Here is a 16,076-nt window from a genome sequence, read left to right on the forward strand (position 1 = left end):
GGACAGCCACTACACCGGAAGCATTGTTGTGAAGCTCTACAATCTCGGCAACGAGGACTATGTGTTCGAAGCGGGAGACAAGATTGTACAGATCGTATTCATGCCTTGCGGAAGCTTCAGCCTGACACAAGTGGATGAGCTGGAAGAAACCGAACGGGGAGACCGTGGGTTTGGGAGCAGCGGGAAATGACAGAACCAAGAAAATATGAATACAACGGTATGATGCTGACGCAGAAAGAAATCTGTATCCGCACTGGAATATCACAATCAACTATGTCAAACCGACTAAGGAACGGGATGACAGTTGCAGAAGCAGTTGCGCAGGGAATTAACCCGGGAAAAATCACACACAGGTCGACAGAGGCCATTAAAACGGGAGCGTTCATCGAATCCACAAAACGAGGAACTGACATGCAGCGGGTCATGGAGGTATTTGAGACCGACAGCACAGGGCAACGGAGAAAGAGGTGGAAATTCCTCAGTGAGAATGAAATTTACAAAATTAAGGAAAATTGCCGAAAATGTGAACACGCCTCAATGACTGGAACAACGGTATCAGGATGCAGCTATTATGATAATGTCGGACATTGCAGGAGGTGCGATCCCCGAGATTGTAAATCACTAGGGTTCTTTGAAAAAAAGAAGCGAGGCCCGAAGCGGCACAAGTTACCAGGTGTATTTCATTGACAAAGCGTCCCACGCATGGAAACCAATAAATATTCTGGAACAAAAATAAAAAGTAGATGTAATTGTGTGTCTGCAACATGTTGATAAAACCTTTCCCTGGGCGTGGGCAGGGAGAAAGGAGGCACATAATTTGGGGGAGAAAGATGCCAAAAGCAAGAGCCGGATGGAAACGCGGAGAGTATAAGCTGGAGAATCATGAATTTTATATGGCTCTTCACTTTGCTTTGCAATACAACAAATGGGTCGATAGATACAATGCCATTGCCGACACATCGAAGGGAATAGACAACAGCAGGGAAAAGGTGCAGACAAGCCCGAATCCGGACGAGGTTGAAAATACAGCAATTGAGCTTGCAGAGCTGAAGGAAAATATTAATGCCGTCGAGGAGACGGCAAAGGCAGCGGATCCGTGTATCTGGATGTATATCTTAAAGGCTGCCACAAACGAGGGAATCACTTACAATTACTTGAAAAATGTAATGATGATTCCATGCAGCAGAAATTATTATTATGATCGTCGGCACAAGTTTTACTATCTTCTTTCAAAAAAAATCAAGGTAAAAACGTAAAGTGTGGGACTCAGGGGACAAGTCAATATGTTATCTTTATAGCATGGTAGTCTGGAAAGAGTGATGACGGCACTTTTTCCGAGATGCCGCGGGGCGTCGCGCATGGCCAAAACTATTGTTCCTCCGAACACATAAATGAACCCATATGATTCTTTTCTTAATTTGACGCCCCGCTTAATAAATACTGAACTTCTTTCTGATAATGCTTGACATATGGTGTACCATATGATACAATATAATCAGTTCAAAGGAAGGGAGGTAAAAGATATGGACGAAATAATAAAAGCGCTTACAATAATCTACCTGGTCTTGGAAATCCTCAAAATCCTCAAAGACATAGATGATTAAAATAAGCGCTTTACATCGGGGGCGAAAGCCCTCGGTGGTTTCAGTATACCATATCTTAAACGAAATGGAAAAAGGTATAAACATTGTAACAACTGTATTGCTTGCACTTTTGGTTTCCCGGGTTATCGACATTAACAATATGACATGGTCCGACTATCTGATACTCACACTATTCGGCGTGGATATTGTCTTACAGATTGTAAGGTCAGCGAGGAGGCGATAATAATGCCAAAAGGGGAGCCGAAAGCGCAGACAAGAGCTTCACAGAAATATCAGCAGAAAGTTGGACTCATTTCAAAATCTTATAAGCTTAGAAAAGAGCTATGTGATGATTTTGCCGAAGCGTGCAGGATAGCGGGAACGAGCCAGTCTGCCGAGATAACAAAGTTTATGCAGGAGTTTATTGAACAACACAAGAAGTAACAAAGAAGGGACAGCTTAACCGGCTGTCCTTTTTCATGCGCAAAAGTGAGGGAGAACGAATGGTTGGTTTTATTATCGGGCTGCTGATCGGGGCGGGTGGAATGCTGTTTAGTATTGCGGTGGTACAGTCTGGTGATCATTGAGGGCGAAAAGATGAACGGAGAACGGTATAGGGATCCGACAGCTGATGAGGCAGTGAAGCATGCAGACCGGACACCGGAGCCGGTGATGAAGGTGATCTACCTGCTTCGGGATATTGCAGGCCTTGCCGGGTTTGAGATTGTCGGGCGGATCTGTCTGAAGGACAAGAGCAGCGGGAGAGAATGGCGATGATTACAAAGCAGTGCAGCTTTTGCGGCAAGTGGATTCCGGTTGATCAGACATGCAGCTGCAGGGCAGCGGTGATGAAGAAACGCAACAGGGAGAGACACAAGGACTACGACACCCATCGGCGGAATAGAGAGGCGACAGGCTTCTACCAATCGAGAGAGTGGAAGTGTACACGGGAGGCTGTACTTAATCTGGATCAGGGTATTGATGTGTATCGGTATATGACAGACGGAACGATTGTGCCAGCCGACACGGTGCATCATATCATTCCTCTCCGCGATGATTGGAGCAAACGACTAGACAAGAACAATCTTATAAGCGTCGCCGGGCCGACGCACGGACGGATTGAAGACGAATATAAGAGGCTTGGCAAGCATGAGATGGAGCGAAGATTGACGGAAATGCTGCGAAGATATCGGAAGGAAATAGTGGAGTAATACCCAAGGGGGTATTGAAAAAGTTTTCTGACAATTCCAAAAAACCGCACGTTCCTCTCAAGCTTACGCAAAAATCCAAATGGAACTCTTTCCGGAAGGAGGTGAGCGCCGATGAAAGGGAAGGCAAGGAAACCTTTATCCTCGCAAAAGGGACATATTACCCGCGAGAAAATCATTCAGCTGCAGATGGAGCAGGAAGCGGTTCAGACGAATTCGGACGAAATCGAGCGTCCACCTGTCTGGCTCGTAGATAAAGAGGCCAGAAAAGAGTGGAGACGCGTGGTTCCGCAGTTAAAGGAAATAGGAGTTGTCGGAAACCTGGACCGTGCAAACATTGCAGGATACTGCAATGCCTACGCACAGTATCGGTACTATACGGAGGAGATCAAGCAGATCCGAACGCTGGAACGACCGTTGAGCGACGACGAGTTGAAAGTGATTGGGACTGCATCAAATTTGCAGATCAAGTACGCACAGGAACTTCGGCGGTTTGCTGATATGTGCGGAATGTCCGTCTCGAGCCGACTGAAGGCGGCGGCGGAGAAGACCAACAAGACAGAAGACCGGATTCAGTCCGAGTTCGGAGCGATCTGAGGAATGCCATGTGACCATATTAGACGAAATCACACAATATGCAGAGGACTGCATTGACGGAACAATAGTCTCGTGCACGAAACACAGATATGCCTGTCAACGACTATTGAACGACCTTGAAAAGACAGAAAATCCAGAATATCTCTATGAGTGGAATGAGCAGAAGGCAAAGGAAATTGTAGACTGGTTCGCCCTGTTTAAGCACAGCAAGGGAGTGCTTGCCGGCACCCCGATCATCCTGACAACATGGCAGAAGTTTATGGTCTGTCAACTGTACGGATGGAGAAACAAAAAGACCGGAGGAAAACGGTTTACAAAAATGTTTGAAGAGGTTGGCAGGAAGAACGCAAAATCGCAGACGCTTGGTGGTATTGCAATGTACGAATTGGCCGTCGAAAGTACCAGACATGGAGAGGTGTACGAAGAGTACACCGCCGGAGTGAAACGGGATCAGTCAAAGATTGTATTTGACGAATGCGGACTGATGTCTCGAGGCTCCATCCTTCAAACAAAATTTAAATTCAACCGAAATGAGATCGTGCATATCAAATCGGGGTCTTTTCTGAAACCGCTGTCAAAGGACGATGGAAAAAGCGGAGACGGAACAAACGGAGCCGTGTACATCCTGGACGAATACCATCAGCACCAGAACACGGATTTTTACGACCTGGCATTGGGATCCAACACAAAAGAATCTCTGCTAATGATCATTACTACCGCTGGGAAAGACCTGAACGTCCCATGCTATCAGCAGGAATACACATTCTGCTCAAATGTACTCAATCCGAATGTTGATGTATGGAATGACGAATATCTGATAGACATCATGGAGCTTGACCCGGAAGACTACGCAGATCCGAGCCATATTCCAGAGGAGACGTGGATAAAAGCGAATCCGATCCGAATGACATATCCGGAAGGCCGAAAGAAGATCCGGCAGGAATATGAGCTTGCCTGTCAGATCCCGGAAAAGATGACCGCATGGCTCACAAAAATGGGGGATGTGTGGGTCCAGGCAAAGAAAAACGGCTACATGGATATGGAGAAATGGAAGGCGTGCGAAGTGAAAAAGCTGCCGATCGATTTGAGGGGGATGGATGTATATTGCGGAGTGGACCTGTCAAAAAAAATCGACCTAACCTCCGTAGCGTGGGTTTTCCCATACAGAAACGGGGAAGACGTGAACTATATTGTTTCCGAGCACAGCTTTATTCCAAACAGGGAAAAGCTTATGGAACATATAGCTGTGGACCATTTTCCGTACGATGCAGCGGAGCGGGCCGGGCTGATTACAGTTACGGACACGCCGATCGTTGATCAGTCCGCGGTTATGGAGTACATCAAAACAGCCGCAAAGGAAAACATGTGGAATGTTGTATCTGTTTGTTACGATCCTTCCGGAGCCTCAAAGTTCGCTATGGATATGGCAGCGGAAGGGTATGACATGAAAGAGGTGTATCAGTCGCAAAAAAGCCTGAACGATGCAACGCTTGGATTCCGCGAAGCTGTGTATTCCGGGAAGGTCATTTATCTTCCGGATGCGCTGCTGAATTTCTGCATCTCGAATGCTGTCACGCGGACGGCAAACGGAATGATAAAGATCGATAAGGACGCAAGCCGGCAGAGGATCGACCCTGTTGATGCGGTCCTTTGTGCTTTTAAGCTCGCCATGTATTGGCAGACAGAACAAACAAAGAAACAGGACATTCTTGACGGAATAGACCGGTTTCTTGCTGAGGATTGGTAAATGGGAATATTTGATTTTTTCAAAAAAAGAAGATTGCGGAATCTGGCAGCAGCACTTAATGATTCAAGGCTCCTCGAATGGTTGGGGATTGATCCAAAGAATACTCCGGCTATTCAAGAGGCCACATATTACACCTGTATCAAACTGCTGTCAGAGACGATGGGAAAACTCCCCTGGAAATATTATCAGGACACCGCAAGTGGGAGGATCAGAGCAGACCCTACGGAAATGACTGCGCTCCTTACAACAAGGCCGAATCCATACATGACACCATCGACTTTCTGGCAGACAATGGAGATGCTATGCCAGGAATACGGGAACGCCTTTGCTTGGGTGCAGTCGGACATTACAAAAACGGGAGAAGTACAAAAACCGTATCGATGGCACTGGAGAGGACTGTGGATCATGCATCCGCAGGATATAACGATCTGGTATGACAATGCCGGGATCTTCGGGAAGAAGAACCAGATCCATTACCAGTACACTAACCCGCAGACGGGAGAGACCTTTCTGTTCGATTCATCGGAAGTGCTGCACTTTAAGACATGGTATTCCAGGGATGGAGGGCTGACAGGAGAACCTGTAAAAGTAATCCTGAGTGACACCATTCGTTCTCTGAGTCTGTCACAGCAGGTTATTACGAATAATTACGAACATGGCATGACGGCATCGATGGTGATGTACTACACGGACGAGCTGGACGATGACAGGATCAACAAATTGCAGGAAAAGTTCGCCAACCGCCTCATAACTCCGCAGAATGCCGGAAAGGTTGTGCCAGTCCCGCGAGGGCTGAAGCTCGAAAAGCTGAACAACAGTTTTGTGGATTCGCAGTTCTACGAACTGAAGAAATACAGCGCCTTGCAGATTGCTGCTGCATTCGGAATATCTCCGACGTTCCTGAACGACTATGAGAAGGCATCATACAGCAATTCGGAATCACAGAACATTTCGTTCCTTGTGAATACAATGCTTCCACGCGTGAAAATGTATGAGGAAGAGATCAATTATAAATGTCTGCTCCCGAAAGAACAGGAAGCAGGCTATTTTTATACCATGAATACAAACGCTCTCCTGCGCACAGACGCAAAAACACAGGAAGAAATTGTTACCGGATACGTGAACAATGGCATTTACACACCGAACGAGGGCAGAAGAATGCTGCAGTTGCCGGACAAAGAAGGAGGAGACATCCTGATGTGCAACGGCAACTATATTCCGATCACGCAAGTTGGAAAACAATATGGAAAGGAGGGAGACAATGGCGAGGATTGATATAAAGGGCGACATCATCACAAATGATGATGCATGGATTTATGATTGGATAGGATGGGATTACGTATGTCCGAAAGCAGTCAGGGACGCGATTGATTCTGCGAAACCAGACGAGACCATCGATGTTTACATCAACAGCCCCGGAGGCTATGTGAGCGCCGGACAAGAGATTTATTCCATGCTGAGAAATGATGCGCGGACGCGGATCCACATTGAAGGGCAGGCGTGCTCTGCGGCGTCAATTATTGCGATGGCGGGCCATTCGGACATTTCTCCGGTTGGCATGCTGATGATTCACAATGTGCAGGGGGCCGAACAGGGCGATTATCGAGACATGAAAAAAATGTCCGATGTACTGAAAGCCTTCAACAGCGCCCTGGCAGCGGCTTACGAAGAAAAAACCGGAAAAACCCATGAAGAAATCCTGAAAGCAATGGATAACGAGACATGGCTTACCGCGAACCAGTGTGTCGAGCTTGGCTTCATTGATGAGATTTCGGGGACTTCAGAGCCTACCGGAATGATGATTAATGCAGTGGGCGGCATCCGACTGACCGAAGAAATCCGCAAAAAGGTTTTAGAAGAGAAAGCCAAAAAAGAGAGCGAGGAAGCCCAAAAGGCGGAACTCAATGAACTAATCAGCGATCTTGATGCGTTCGGCATCTGATCACATATTTTTAACATGGAGGTAATGAAATGAACAAAAAAGAACTTCTTGAACTGCTGAACAGCATCGAGACAAAGAAAGTGGAGGTAAAGAACCTCGCGAATGCCGGAAAGCTTGAAGAGGCAAAGAAGGCAAAAGAGGAGCTGAAAGCAATGCAGGAGAAGATGGATCTTCTGAAGGATATTGAACCTGCGGAGGATATCGAGAACCACGCAACACCGGTTCCGGGAGCGAATTGCGCCGGCGCAAAAGATCCGATCAAGGATTTCGCCGACGCCGCGCGCCACGGATTCCGCAACTACAACAATGAAGGGACTGGAGCGGATGGCGGTTACACCGTGCCTCAGGATATTCAGACGCAGGTTAACACCCTTCGCGAGGCACAGTTCTCTATTGCGTCCCTGGCATCTACGGAAAACGTCACCACATCTTCCGGCCGCAGGACCTATAGGACTCGTGCGCAGCACACCGGTTTCACAAAGATAGGCGAAGGCGGGAAGATCGGAAAGAAAGACGGTCCGCAGTTCAGCGTGGTGGACTACAACATTTCCAAATATGCGGGATATCTTCCGGTAACAAACGAGCTTCTTTCTGATTCTGACCAGGCGATCACATCTACGCTGACACAGTGGCTTGCTGACGAAGACCTTGCAACCAGAAACTCCCTTGTGCTTGCAGCAATCACAAAAGCAACAGAGGTCGATCTGAAGAACCTCGACGGAATCAAGAAAGCTGTAAATGTAACACTTGGTTCCAAGTTCTACGGGCTGATTAAAATCGTCACAAACGATGACGGACTTCAGTATCTCGACACCCTGAAGGACAGCTCCGGAAGATATCTGCTTTCTGCAAATGCAAATGCAGCGGATCCGATCAAGAACGTGCTTGCGATCGGAACCAGCAATATTCCGGTTGTGGTTGTTCCAAATGAGGTCCTTGCCAGCACAGCAGCGGATACCGCAAAGAAGATTCCGTTTAAAATCGGATCCCTTGCGGATTATGCGAAGATCTTTGACCGCCAGAAGATGAGCATTACTGTCTCTTATGAGGCATCTGTCACAGACTTCAATGCATTCGAACAGGATATGACCCTGCTTCGGGCTATTGACCGGCTGGACTGCGAAGTCCTGGACGACAAGGCCATCGTAAACGGATATATCTCTGTCACGGGGGAATGATAACCGCCGCCGAAGCTGACACCGACTCTGACGGAAAGCTTTCAGAGTCGGAATTATCCGCCCTGACGATCAGCCAGATCAGGGATGTGGCGGCGGAAAGAGGCTGGACAATAACGAAGACGAAAAAGGCTGACATCATAGCGGAGATTCTGGCACAGGAGGCGTAACTTATGACATTGCTCAATCTGGTAAAAATGCGCTGCGGGATTCCGGAATCTATTACCGCTTATGATAATGCGGAAATCATCCCACTGATCGAGGACTGTATCGCCGATATGAGAGGAGGAGGAGTTCAAAATAAACTTCTCCCCGACTCAACCGATGCAGAAAATACGGACTCGAGAGTAGTGACAGCGATTGCTCTTTATGTTCTGGCCCACCACGGGCAGGACAGAAGTGATACAGATAAATACCTGGATCTTTACCACCGAAGAGTATTTAAACTTTCCCTGGAACCGGAGGAATGACATGTACGACAGAACAATAAGCCTTCCGGAGAAAGTAGAAGTAACAAGAGATTCGGAAGGGTACAGGAAAGAAACGATCGTCTGGGCATCCGGAATTCCCGCAAGCAGAAGAGACGCAACGCGAAACGATGAAATAATCGCACAGCAGGATGGATATACCGCAGATGTTGTTTTTCGGATCGCATCCATTTGCTACAGCGGAGAAAAGTACCTGAAAGATGATGCCGATGATCATATCTATGACATTAAACGGCACTATCATGGAGACAAGCGGATGTATGTGGATCTAACGTGCCAGAGGAGGGAACGGGATGGCTAGGTTCGGCATAAGCGGATTTGATGATATCTTGAGTCAGCTTGATTCTATGGAGAGGGAAGAGATTGCCCCCAAGATGCTGAAAGCCGGAGAACCGATTCTCGAAAGAAAAGTAAAAGCGGCGGCATCCTCCCATCGGAGAACCGGCAGCATGGCAGGATCCATCAAATCAACCGGAGTAAAGAAAAACGGAAGCGGACACTACCTGGTCGTGCGGCCGACAGGACGCGATGGCAAAGGCGTCCGCAATATGGAGAAGATGGCATACATGGAATTTGGAACGTCAAAGCAGACGGCAACGCCGGTATTGACTCCGGCCGTGCAAAGCTCTGAAGAACCTGTTCTTGAAGCCATGCAGAAGGTGTTCGATGAGGAAACGGAGGGGATGCAGCTGTGACGGCTCTTGATAAAGTTGCAGAGATTGCGGACGCTCTGGGGATTGATTCACAGCCTGATGTTTATACCGGCCCAGCAAAACGGTGGATCGTTTACAATTACACTTACCAGAACGGCAGAGAATTCGCGGACGATGCGCCACAGGCCGACGTGTCTTCGGTACAGGTGCATTTTTACGCACCGGTTGGCGAGAGCACCACAAAATTGCAGAAACAGATCCGCAATGCCCTATTTGACGCGGGATTTACCTATCCGGATATAACCATAGAACGCGAAGAAAAATACAGACACATCATCTTTGAGTGTGATATCGAAGAAGAAAGAGAGGCTTAAACAATGGCAAATATTGGACTGAGAAAACCGTTCTTTGCACCGTTTAAATCGACAGGGAGCGGCTACGATGCACCGACTGCTCTGGGACAGGCGGTCAATGTAAAAATTTCCGTAAACAAAGCAGAGGGTGAGTTGTATGGTGACGATGGAATGGTTGAAAGCGACTCTGAGTTTTCAAGTGCAACGATTGATCTCGGAGTAACCACTATTCCGCTTGCTTTCCATCAGAGCATGTTCGGCCACACTACCACTGAGCAGGAAACTTCCTACAACGTCAACGATAGTCCGCAGGAAGGTGGATTCGGCATTATTGGTGTGGAGAAGATTGACGGCAAACGAAAGTATGTTGCGAACTTCTTCCCGAGAACCAAATTTTCGGAGCCGGATTCCGAGTATGAAACAAAGTCCGGATCCATTTCGTACAAAACTCCGTCGATCAGTGGCAAGGCTATGGCAGACACCACGGGAGTATGGAAGAAAGACAACATCTGTGACACCGAGGCAGATGCTATCAAGTGGATCAACACACAGTTCGGAGTTACTTCCGGATCATAAACGACAACAAAGTGGGAGGGGAAACCCTCCCGCTGATAACTGGAGAAAACAATATGTTCGAGAAAGAATTACCAAAGATGAAAATAAACGGGTTAGAGTACCCGTATAAATTTGATATATGTGTCCTGGAAAAGGTCCAGCAGAAGTATAACGATGTGATGCAGTTTGAGTATGGCATTCGCGGGATGATTCCGGCATTCAAGGATGGTGTGCTTGATCTGAAAGAGACAAGGTGGACGGTTCCGAATATTGACATGACATGTAACGGAATCGTATGGATGATTCAGGAAGGGCTTGAGATCGCCGGATCGGAAGAGAAAGCACCCGATGCAAAGGCAATTAAAAGGCAGGATGATTACACCATCACCGATCTTGCAAAGATCGTATTTGAGGGGTACCAGTCCTGTTTTTTATCAAGGACCAGCAGGACGAAGAAAGCGGAGAGCAGGAAATAACGGATGATCCACTGACCTTCGATTTTGCTGAAATCCTGTATCTTGGACTGCGGTTCGGCCTTCGAAAGAATGAAATCGGATGCCTTACCTATCAGGAATGGACGGATCTTTATAAGCAGTATCGGACAGAATGGAACATGAAGGCCAAGAAGATGATTTACTCCGAAGATGAAAAAATATCATCGTCCCTTGATCTATAAACGAAGAAACGGGTGTGATATATTAAATAAAAGGAGTGATCAGAATGAAAAAAGCCATAAAAAAAGTCTTCGTTGTTTATTTCCGGCTGCTTAAAAAACTCCCGGCAACAACTGCTGTTTCTACGGTATTTATTGTTATGTGCTTTGTACAAATGGACTTCTACATACTACTATTTCTATTGCTTTTTATTCCGGGATTGCTGCTTGCTGATCTGATTATAAAATTGCCATTCGTGGCATACCATGACGCAAAACACACGGCTGAACTGTATGGATATTCTGAAACACCTTTAAGAAGAGCAATAAAAGAAATTTTTAAATAAATACGATATTTCAATCCGTTTGCGAGAGCAGACGGATTTTTTGTGCAGAAAATTAGGAGAAAGATATGGCAGCACGCAAAATAGGCGCAACAATAGCGCTTGATGGCGAGAAAGAATTTAAGAGCGCGGTTTCAAATTGCAATAAATCACTGAAAGAAATGCGCTCAGAAATGAATCTCGTAAAAGAGAAGACCGCAGGTCAGGCTAATTCTCTTTCGACACTTAAAGAGAAGCATGAAGTGCTGACCAGAACCCTCGAAAAATACAAAGAAAAGCAGACTGCGGTTGCTTCCGGACTGGAACATGCCAGATCCGATTATGAGCGCGTCGGAAAGACACTTGAGAATTATAAAACTCAGTTATCAGAAGCACAAAAAGAACTGGACGACATGAAAGCTTCCGGGACGGCGTCACAGGAAGAAATGGACAAGCAGCAGGCCAAAGTAGACGAGCTTGCCGCAACGGTCAGCAATGGCGAAAAGGCATATGAAAAAGCCGGAAACCGCGTAAAAGACTGGCAGACCCAATTAAACAATGCAGACGCTGAGGTTGTAAAAGCCAACCGCTCCCTGAGCGAGAATGATCAGTATATGGCGGAAGCTGAGCAAAGCACGAATAAATGCGCAACCTCTATCGATAATTTTGGGAAGAAAACCAGCGGAGCTGTTCAGGAGATAAACAAGGTCGGCGACACGGCTGCCAAACAATTCAAGTGGGATTCTTTCGTCAGCAGTATTGAAAAGGTATCGGGTGCAGTTACCGAACTTGCATCCGAGTCGTATGACGCCGCGAAAGAGATTGACGAGGGATACGACACCATTACGGCAAAAACCGGAGCGACCGGAGAAACCATGCAGAAAATGAGTGGGATTGCCAATAATCTCTACTCGTCTATGGCGGTTTCTATGGATGATATTGGTTCTGCGGTCGGAGAGGTAAATACGCGCTTTGGCCTACAGGGAGATCAACTCGAAGAATTGTCTGGCCAGTTCCTGAAATACTCAGAGCTAAATGAGACCGAAGTTTCTGCTTCTATCGATACCGTGCAGAAAGCCCTTTCTGCTTTTGACTTGCCGGCAAATCAGGCAGCTGATGTACTTGATCTGTTCAACAAGGTAGGGCAGGATACCGGAATATCCGTAGATACCTTATCAAACGACCTGATATCGAATGCCGCGTCATTCACCGAGATGGGAATGTCCATTGACCAGGCTGCCGGATTCCTTGGCGCGTGTGAAAAATCCGGAACGGATGTATCTGTGGTTATGCAGGGCCTGAAGAAAGCTATGAAAAACGCCAGTGACGAAGGCGTTTCCCTGGACGATGCATTATCTTCTTTTTCCGCCACCATGCAAAGCAATGCGTCTGACACGGAAAAATTACAGGCCGCTTATGACCTTTTCGGATCAAAGGCGGGAGCGGCGATCTACAGTGCGTGTAAAACAGGCTCTCTGTCACTGAGCGATCTGACCGCCTCCGTAGAAAACTATGGCGGAAGCGTAGCCAGGACGTTCGAGGAGACAGAAGATCCGTGGGACAAGGAACAGGAGGCTATGCATTCGATTCAGATTGCAGGAAGCGATCTGACACAAAGCGCTCTCGGATCGTTGAATCCGGCAATTGAAAAGGTAGCGGATGTTGCGGCTGGCGCAGCGGAAGCCTTTGGAAAATGGCCAAATTCCATTAAGGCGATCATTGGAGTTAGCGGGTTAGCACTGACCGGAATGGCAAAAGTTGCCCCTACGGTTTCCGAGATAATCCGAACATATTCCGCGTGGATAGCGGCAAAAGGAACATCTACTGCCGCAACCGCTGCAGAAACGGCAGCCACGACAGCCCAGACAACAGCCACAGAAGCGGCAACCGTAGCGCAGACGGGGCTAAATACCGCAATGGATGCAAATCCCATCGGGTTGGTGGCATTGGCGATAGGCGCAGTTGTTACGGGACTAACCATTTATGCGAATGTTGCAGGAACGGCGACGGATAAGTCGAGCGAATTTACATCTTCTCTTGACGCGGCAGCGGCAAAATCTGAAGAATCAACAGCGGCGCTCCGAGATGCCACAAACGCATTTAATAGCAATTTATCAGAAACGTTCAACAGTGCAAACGAGAGCATAAGCGGAGCTGTAGCGTCGGCACAGATGGCGGGAAGCATTATTGATGAACTGGATGCTTTGAACCAGCAGGAAAGCCTTACAAGCGATCAGCAGCAGCGGATGGCACAGGATGTGTCTGTGCTAAATACACTGTATCCAGAAATGGGCGCAACGATTGATGAGACGACCGGTAAGCTAAATATGTCCACGCAGTCTATGCGTGATTTTGTCGAACAGGCAAAACAGACCGCGATGATTCAGGCGTATGTGCAGGCATACAAGAGTGTTATCGAAGAATCGACTGACGCACTGGAAAAGCAGATCAAGGCGCAGATGGATGCTAAACAGGTAACGTCTGAAGCCGCCGACGTGCAGAAACAGCTCGGACCAATCCTCGAAGATTACAACACAAAGCTTGCGCGAGAAACAGAACTACAGAGCAAAATGCAGTCCGGTCAGCAGCTGACCAATAAAGAGCTGGATGAATACAATCGGCTGACAAGTGAAGTCTCTGACGGACAGATTAAGGTTAATGGAGAATGGGAAGACGCCAGCAACTTGCAGAGGCAGTATAACGACGCACTCAGCAAGTCAGCGAAGGCACAGAAAGACTATGACAGTGCCACTGATTCGGCCAAAGATTCAACTTCAAAGATGAACGAAGAATTAAATTCTCTGAAGTCCGTTGCGGAAGAGAATGGAGTTTCTTTTGACGATATCAATACCGCAATGAAGGAGACTGGAAAAACAGCGGAGACAACCGGCGAATCATTAAATGGTCTTGCGGAATCAGCTGACGGGCAGTCGGACGCCATCGACGGAGCTGCCGAATCAAATGAAGCCTATGCAGGCTCTGCCGATGCTGTGACGGAAGCCAACAGCGTACAGATACAGTCGTTTGCGGAATTGCGACAGGCGGCGATTGACGAACTGTCAAGCGCGTCGGATGCCTTCCAAAAATACGAGTCCGATTCCGATGTGTCCTTACAGTCTATGGCGGAAGCTCTCCAGTCACAAACACAGGCGTACAACAATTACGCGGATAATATCAACACGGTAATGTCCGATACCAGGTATCAGACAGACACAAACTTCCGTGCGATGGCCGACAGTATCATGAATATGGGGATGGACGGTGCGGACTATCTGCAGCAGTTTTCTGATGCTGTGAGAAGTGGAAGCAGTGATGTGGCGAGCATTACGGCTGACTATGGCAACATGGAGGCCGCAAAAGGTAGGTATGCATCCAATATTGCCGCAATGGAATACTACACGCAGGACGGCGTTTCCAGCATGGTGAGCACGATAGCCGGAGCATCCGGAGACGTGGCATCTGCCGCAGGAAGCACGGCACAGGCAGGTGCAAATGCGGTGAAGGGAAAAGAAGGACAGTATACAAATTCCGGAAGACAATCAGCATCCAATTATGCTTCCGGTATCGGAAGCCAGAGGGGAAATGTATCCGGTCAGGCGTCGGGAGTCGCGAGCGGAGCGGATCGGGCGATGCAGCTGAATAAGACATACCAATACGGCATAAATATAGGAGTATCTTATGCGTCTGGTATTGCAAGCCAGTATGGCAACGCCCGGTCTGCGGCGCAGGGGCTTGCAAATGGTGCGAGCAGTGCGCTATCGTCGATCGGAAGCAGCGCCTATACATGGGGCGCACATCTTGGAGCGGGATTTGCATCCGGTATTGCAAGCCAGTATGGAAGCGTTGCGAGCTCTGCAAACGCTCTTGCACAGGCGGCCGCAAAATATATCCATCACACAACTCCAGACGTCGGCCCTCTTGCGGGGGACGATAAATGGGGCGCTGAGCTGGCAACACAGTTTGCGGCGGGAATGCGGCAGAATATTGGGGCGGTTGCATCAGCATCTGAGGCGATGGCCGGGGCTGTGGCCCGCCCAGAAATATCGGACTTATATCGCTCGCAGAAACACGGATCAGCAGCAGGAGAATCGAGGACTATCAATCTTTACATTGACGGAATCAAGTACAACACCGACAGTTACATTGATGGAAAGATTGATGATTTTGTAAAAGATATTATTCGAAAGGGGGCTATGTACAGTGGCTGAACTGGCAGATGGAACGTATGTCATTTTAACGGCATTAAATACTAATTGCGCCCTGGAATGCCGTAGAGCATCCGATGACAATTATGCTAATGTTCGCATCTTCTCGAAAAATAACAGCGATGCACAGTTCATAACTGTTGTTACAAACAGTGACGGCTCCCGACGAATGTTATTTACAATGTCCGGAAAATCCATAGATGTAAACAAAGGAACGTTCACAAACGATACAAATGTTCAGCAGTTTTCAAATAATGACAGCAGAGCTCAGAAATGGGACATCATACCAGATGGAAACACAATTACCGTGGGCAGCTCCACGTACTCCACATATGTAATAAAGTGCTCAGAGAACAAGAGCTATGCAATGGATGTTTCCGGAGGTAAGGGAGTCTCCGGAACAAACGTCCAGATTTATTCCGTAAACGGATCGAATGCACAGAGATGGATATTTATTCCGAAAGACCCCGTTCCTCTTGGGACATACCTTATCCGGTCGGCATTAGACACAAATGCAGTGCTTGATGTATGCGGTGCATCCAGTGCCAATGGAGCAAATATACAGCTGTATGGAGAGAACGACGGAAATAACCAG

At 47.7% G+C, this 16,076-nt stretch carries 21 protein-coding genes; all 21 read left to right on the top strand.

Features of this window, described 5'->3' with window-relative positions; genetic code table 11:
- On the top strand, positions 1-190 hold a 190-nt coding region (locus tag ACTQZS_RS14565), incomplete at its 5' end, for a dUTP diphosphatase (protein WP_441476458.1).
- Positions 187-687 carry a hypothetical protein gene (locus ACTQZS_RS14570; RefSeq protein ID WP_441476459.1) on the top strand — a complete coding sequence of 167 codons (501 nt, stop codon included), beginning with the start codon at positions 187-189 and terminating at the stop codon, positions 685-687. The genes ACTQZS_RS14565 and ACTQZS_RS14570, both read left to right, overlap by 4 nt.
- A 143-nt stretch (positions 688-830) precedes the next feature.
- Positions 831-1,256: a hypothetical protein gene (locus ACTQZS_RS14575; RefSeq protein WP_441476460.1), complete on the top strand. Its 426-nt coding sequence runs from the start codon at positions 831-833 to the stop codon at positions 1,254-1,256.
- Between the two features lie 573 nt (positions 1,257-1,829).
- Positions 1,830-2,027 (top strand): chemotaxis protein, encoded by a 198-nt coding sequence (locus tag ACTQZS_RS14580; RefSeq protein WP_441476461.1) that lies wholly within the window; start codon positions 1,830-1,832, stop codon positions 2,025-2,027.
- Between the two features lie 114 nt (positions 2,028-2,141).
- The gene (locus tag ACTQZS_RS14585) at positions 2,142-2,360 is read left to right on the top strand and encodes a hypothetical protein (RefSeq protein ID WP_441476462.1); all 219 of its coding nucleotides are present in this window, start codon (positions 2,142-2,144) and stop codon (positions 2,358-2,360) included.
- Positions 2,357-2,794 carry an HNH endonuclease gene (locus ACTQZS_RS14590; protein WP_441476463.1) on the top strand — a complete coding sequence of 146 codons (438 nt, stop codon included), beginning with the start codon at positions 2,357-2,359 and terminating at the stop codon, positions 2,792-2,794. Before ACTQZS_RS14585 ends, ACTQZS_RS14590 begins: the two co-directional genes overlap by 4 nt.
- Positions 2,795-2,905: 111 nt before the next feature.
- Positions 2,906-3,388: a phage terminase small subunit P27 family gene (locus tag ACTQZS_RS14595; RefSeq protein ID WP_441476464.1), complete on the top strand. Its 483-nt coding sequence runs from the start codon at positions 2,906-2,908 to the stop codon at positions 3,386-3,388.
- A 10-nt stretch (positions 3,389-3,398) separates the two neighbouring features.
- Positions 3,399-5,135, top strand: coding sequence for a terminase large subunit (locus tag ACTQZS_RS14600; protein ID WP_441476465.1), 1,737 nt, complete (start codon positions 3,399-3,401; stop codon positions 5,133-5,135).
- On the top strand, positions 5,136-6,410 hold the full coding sequence (locus ACTQZS_RS14605) for a phage portal protein (RefSeq protein WP_441476466.1): 1,275 nt from the start codon (positions 5,136-5,138) through the stop codon (positions 6,408-6,410).
- A complete protein-coding gene (locus ACTQZS_RS14610; protein WP_441476467.1) occupies positions 6,397-7,077 on the top strand; it encodes a head maturation protease, ClpP-related in 681 nt (226 codons plus the stop codon). The genes ACTQZS_RS14605 and ACTQZS_RS14610 overlap by 14 nt, the downstream gene beginning before the upstream one ends.
- Before the next feature lie 29 nt (positions 7,078-7,106).
- Positions 7,107-8,255 (top strand): phage major capsid protein, encoded by a 1,149-nt coding sequence (locus tag ACTQZS_RS14615; RefSeq protein ID WP_441476468.1) that lies wholly within the window; start codon positions 7,107-7,109, stop codon positions 8,253-8,255.
- Positions 8,252-8,422 (top strand): hypothetical protein, encoded by a 171-nt coding sequence (locus tag ACTQZS_RS14620; protein WP_441476469.1) that lies wholly within the window; start codon positions 8,252-8,254, stop codon positions 8,420-8,422. Before ACTQZS_RS14615 ends, ACTQZS_RS14620 begins: the two co-directional genes overlap by 4 nt.
- Positions 8,423-8,425: 3 nt before the next feature.
- Positions 8,426-8,722, top strand: coding sequence for a phage head-tail connector protein (locus ACTQZS_RS14625; protein WP_441476470.1), 297 nt, complete (start codon positions 8,426-8,428; stop codon positions 8,720-8,722).
- A 1-nt stretch (position 8,723) separates the two neighbouring features.
- Positions 8,724-9,041 (top strand): hypothetical protein, encoded by a 318-nt coding sequence (locus ACTQZS_RS14630; protein ID WP_441476471.1) that lies wholly within the window; start codon positions 8,724-8,726, stop codon positions 9,039-9,041.
- On the top strand, positions 9,034-9,435 hold the full coding sequence (locus tag ACTQZS_RS14635; RefSeq protein ID WP_441476472.1) for an HK97-gp10 family putative phage morphogenesis protein: 402 nt from the start codon (positions 9,034-9,036) through the stop codon (positions 9,433-9,435). Before ACTQZS_RS14630 ends, ACTQZS_RS14635 begins: the two co-directional genes overlap by 8 nt.
- Positions 9,432-9,767 carry a phage tail protein gene (locus tag ACTQZS_RS14640; RefSeq protein ID WP_441476473.1) on the top strand — a complete coding sequence of 112 codons (336 nt, stop codon included), beginning with the start codon at positions 9,432-9,434 and terminating at the stop codon, positions 9,765-9,767. The genes ACTQZS_RS14635 and ACTQZS_RS14640 overlap by 4 nt, the downstream gene beginning before the upstream one ends.
- A gap of 3 nt (positions 9,768-9,770) precedes the next feature.
- Complete coding sequence (locus ACTQZS_RS14645; RefSeq protein ID WP_441476474.1) at positions 9,771-10,322, top strand: major tail protein; 552 nt, start codon at positions 9,771-9,773, stop codon at positions 10,320-10,322.
- Positions 10,323-10,375: 53 nt separating this feature from the next.
- Entirely contained in the window at positions 10,376-10,777 is a 402-nt protein-coding gene (locus ACTQZS_RS14650) for a hypothetical protein (RefSeq protein WP_441476475.1), read from the top strand.
- Between the two features lie 244 nt (positions 10,778-11,021).
- Positions 11,022-11,300, top strand: coding sequence for a hypothetical protein (locus tag ACTQZS_RS14655; protein WP_441476476.1), 279 nt, complete (start codon positions 11,022-11,024; stop codon positions 11,298-11,300).
- Positions 11,301-11,365: 65 nt separating this feature from the next.
- Positions 11,366-15,484, top strand: a complete 4,119-nt coding sequence (locus ACTQZS_RS14660) for a phage tail tape measure protein (protein ID WP_441476477.1) — start codon at positions 11,366-11,368, stop codon at positions 15,482-15,484.
- The coding region (locus ACTQZS_RS14665) for an RICIN domain-containing protein (RefSeq protein ID WP_441476478.1) at positions 15,477-16,076 on the top strand (600 nt) is incomplete at its 3' end. The genes ACTQZS_RS14660 and ACTQZS_RS14665, both read left to right, overlap by 8 nt.

It is taken from the genome of Bilifractor sp. LCP19S3_H10, assembly GCF_052119185.1.
Taxonomy (GTDB): domain Bacteria; phylum Bacillota; class Clostridia; order Lachnospirales; family Lachnospiraceae; genus Bilifractor.

What these genes read in the sequence shown, in the direction of transcription:
- ACTQZS_RS14610 (WP_441476467.1), top strand. Translation starts at nt 6,397, where the DNA reads ATGGCGAGGATTGATATAAAGGGCGACATCATCACAAATGATGATGCA.
- ACTQZS_RS14625 (WP_441476470.1), top strand. Translation starts at nt 8,426, where the DNA reads ATGACATTGCTCAATCTGGTAAAAATGCGCTGCGGGATTCCGGAATCT.
- ACTQZS_RS14650 (WP_441476475.1), top strand. Translation starts at nt 10,376, where the DNA reads ATGTTCGAGAAAGAATTACCAAAGATGAAAATAAACGGGTTAGAGTAC.
- ACTQZS_RS14570 (WP_441476459.1), top strand. Translation starts at nt 187, where the DNA reads ATGACAGAACCAAGAAAATATGAATACAACGGTATGATGCTGACGCAG.
- ACTQZS_RS14655 (WP_441476476.1), top strand. Translation starts at nt 11,022, where the DNA reads ATGAAAAAAGCCATAAAAAAAGTCTTCGTTGTTTATTTCCGGCTGCTT.
- ACTQZS_RS14615 (WP_441476468.1), top strand. Translation starts at nt 7,107, where the DNA reads ATGAACAAAAAAGAACTTCTTGAACTGCTGAACAGCATCGAGACAAAG.
- ACTQZS_RS14580 (WP_441476461.1), top strand. Translation starts at nt 1,830, where the DNA reads ATGCCAAAAGGGGAGCCGAAAGCGCAGACAAGAGCTTCACAGAAATAT.
- ACTQZS_RS14575 (WP_441476460.1), top strand. Translation starts at nt 831, where the DNA reads ATGCCAAAAGCAAGAGCCGGATGGAAACGCGGAGAGTATAAGCTGGAG.
- ACTQZS_RS14605 (WP_441476466.1), top strand. Translation starts at nt 5,136, where the DNA reads ATGGGAATATTTGATTTTTTCAAAAAAAGAAGATTGCGGAATCTGGCA.
- ACTQZS_RS14590 (WP_441476463.1), top strand. Translation starts at nt 2,357, where the DNA reads ATGATTACAAAGCAGTGCAGCTTTTGCGGCAAGTGGATTCCGGTTGAT.
- ACTQZS_RS14660 (WP_441476477.1), top strand. Translation starts at nt 11,366, where the DNA reads ATGGCAGCACGCAAAATAGGCGCAACAATAGCGCTTGATGGCGAGAAA.
- ACTQZS_RS14620 (WP_441476469.1), top strand. Translation starts at nt 8,252, where the DNA reads ATGATAACCGCCGCCGAAGCTGACACCGACTCTGACGGAAAGCTTTCA.
- ACTQZS_RS14635 (WP_441476472.1), top strand. Translation starts at nt 9,034, where the DNA reads ATGGCTAGGTTCGGCATAAGCGGATTTGATGATATCTTGAGTCAGCTT.
- ACTQZS_RS14630 (WP_441476471.1), top strand. Translation starts at nt 8,724, where the DNA reads ATGTACGACAGAACAATAAGCCTTCCGGAGAAAGTAGAAGTAACAAGA.
- ACTQZS_RS14595 (WP_441476464.1), top strand. Translation starts at nt 2,906, where the DNA reads ATGAAAGGGAAGGCAAGGAAACCTTTATCCTCGCAAAAGGGACATATT.
- ACTQZS_RS14645 (WP_441476474.1), top strand. Translation starts at nt 9,771, where the DNA reads ATGGCAAATATTGGACTGAGAAAACCGTTCTTTGCACCGTTTAAATCG.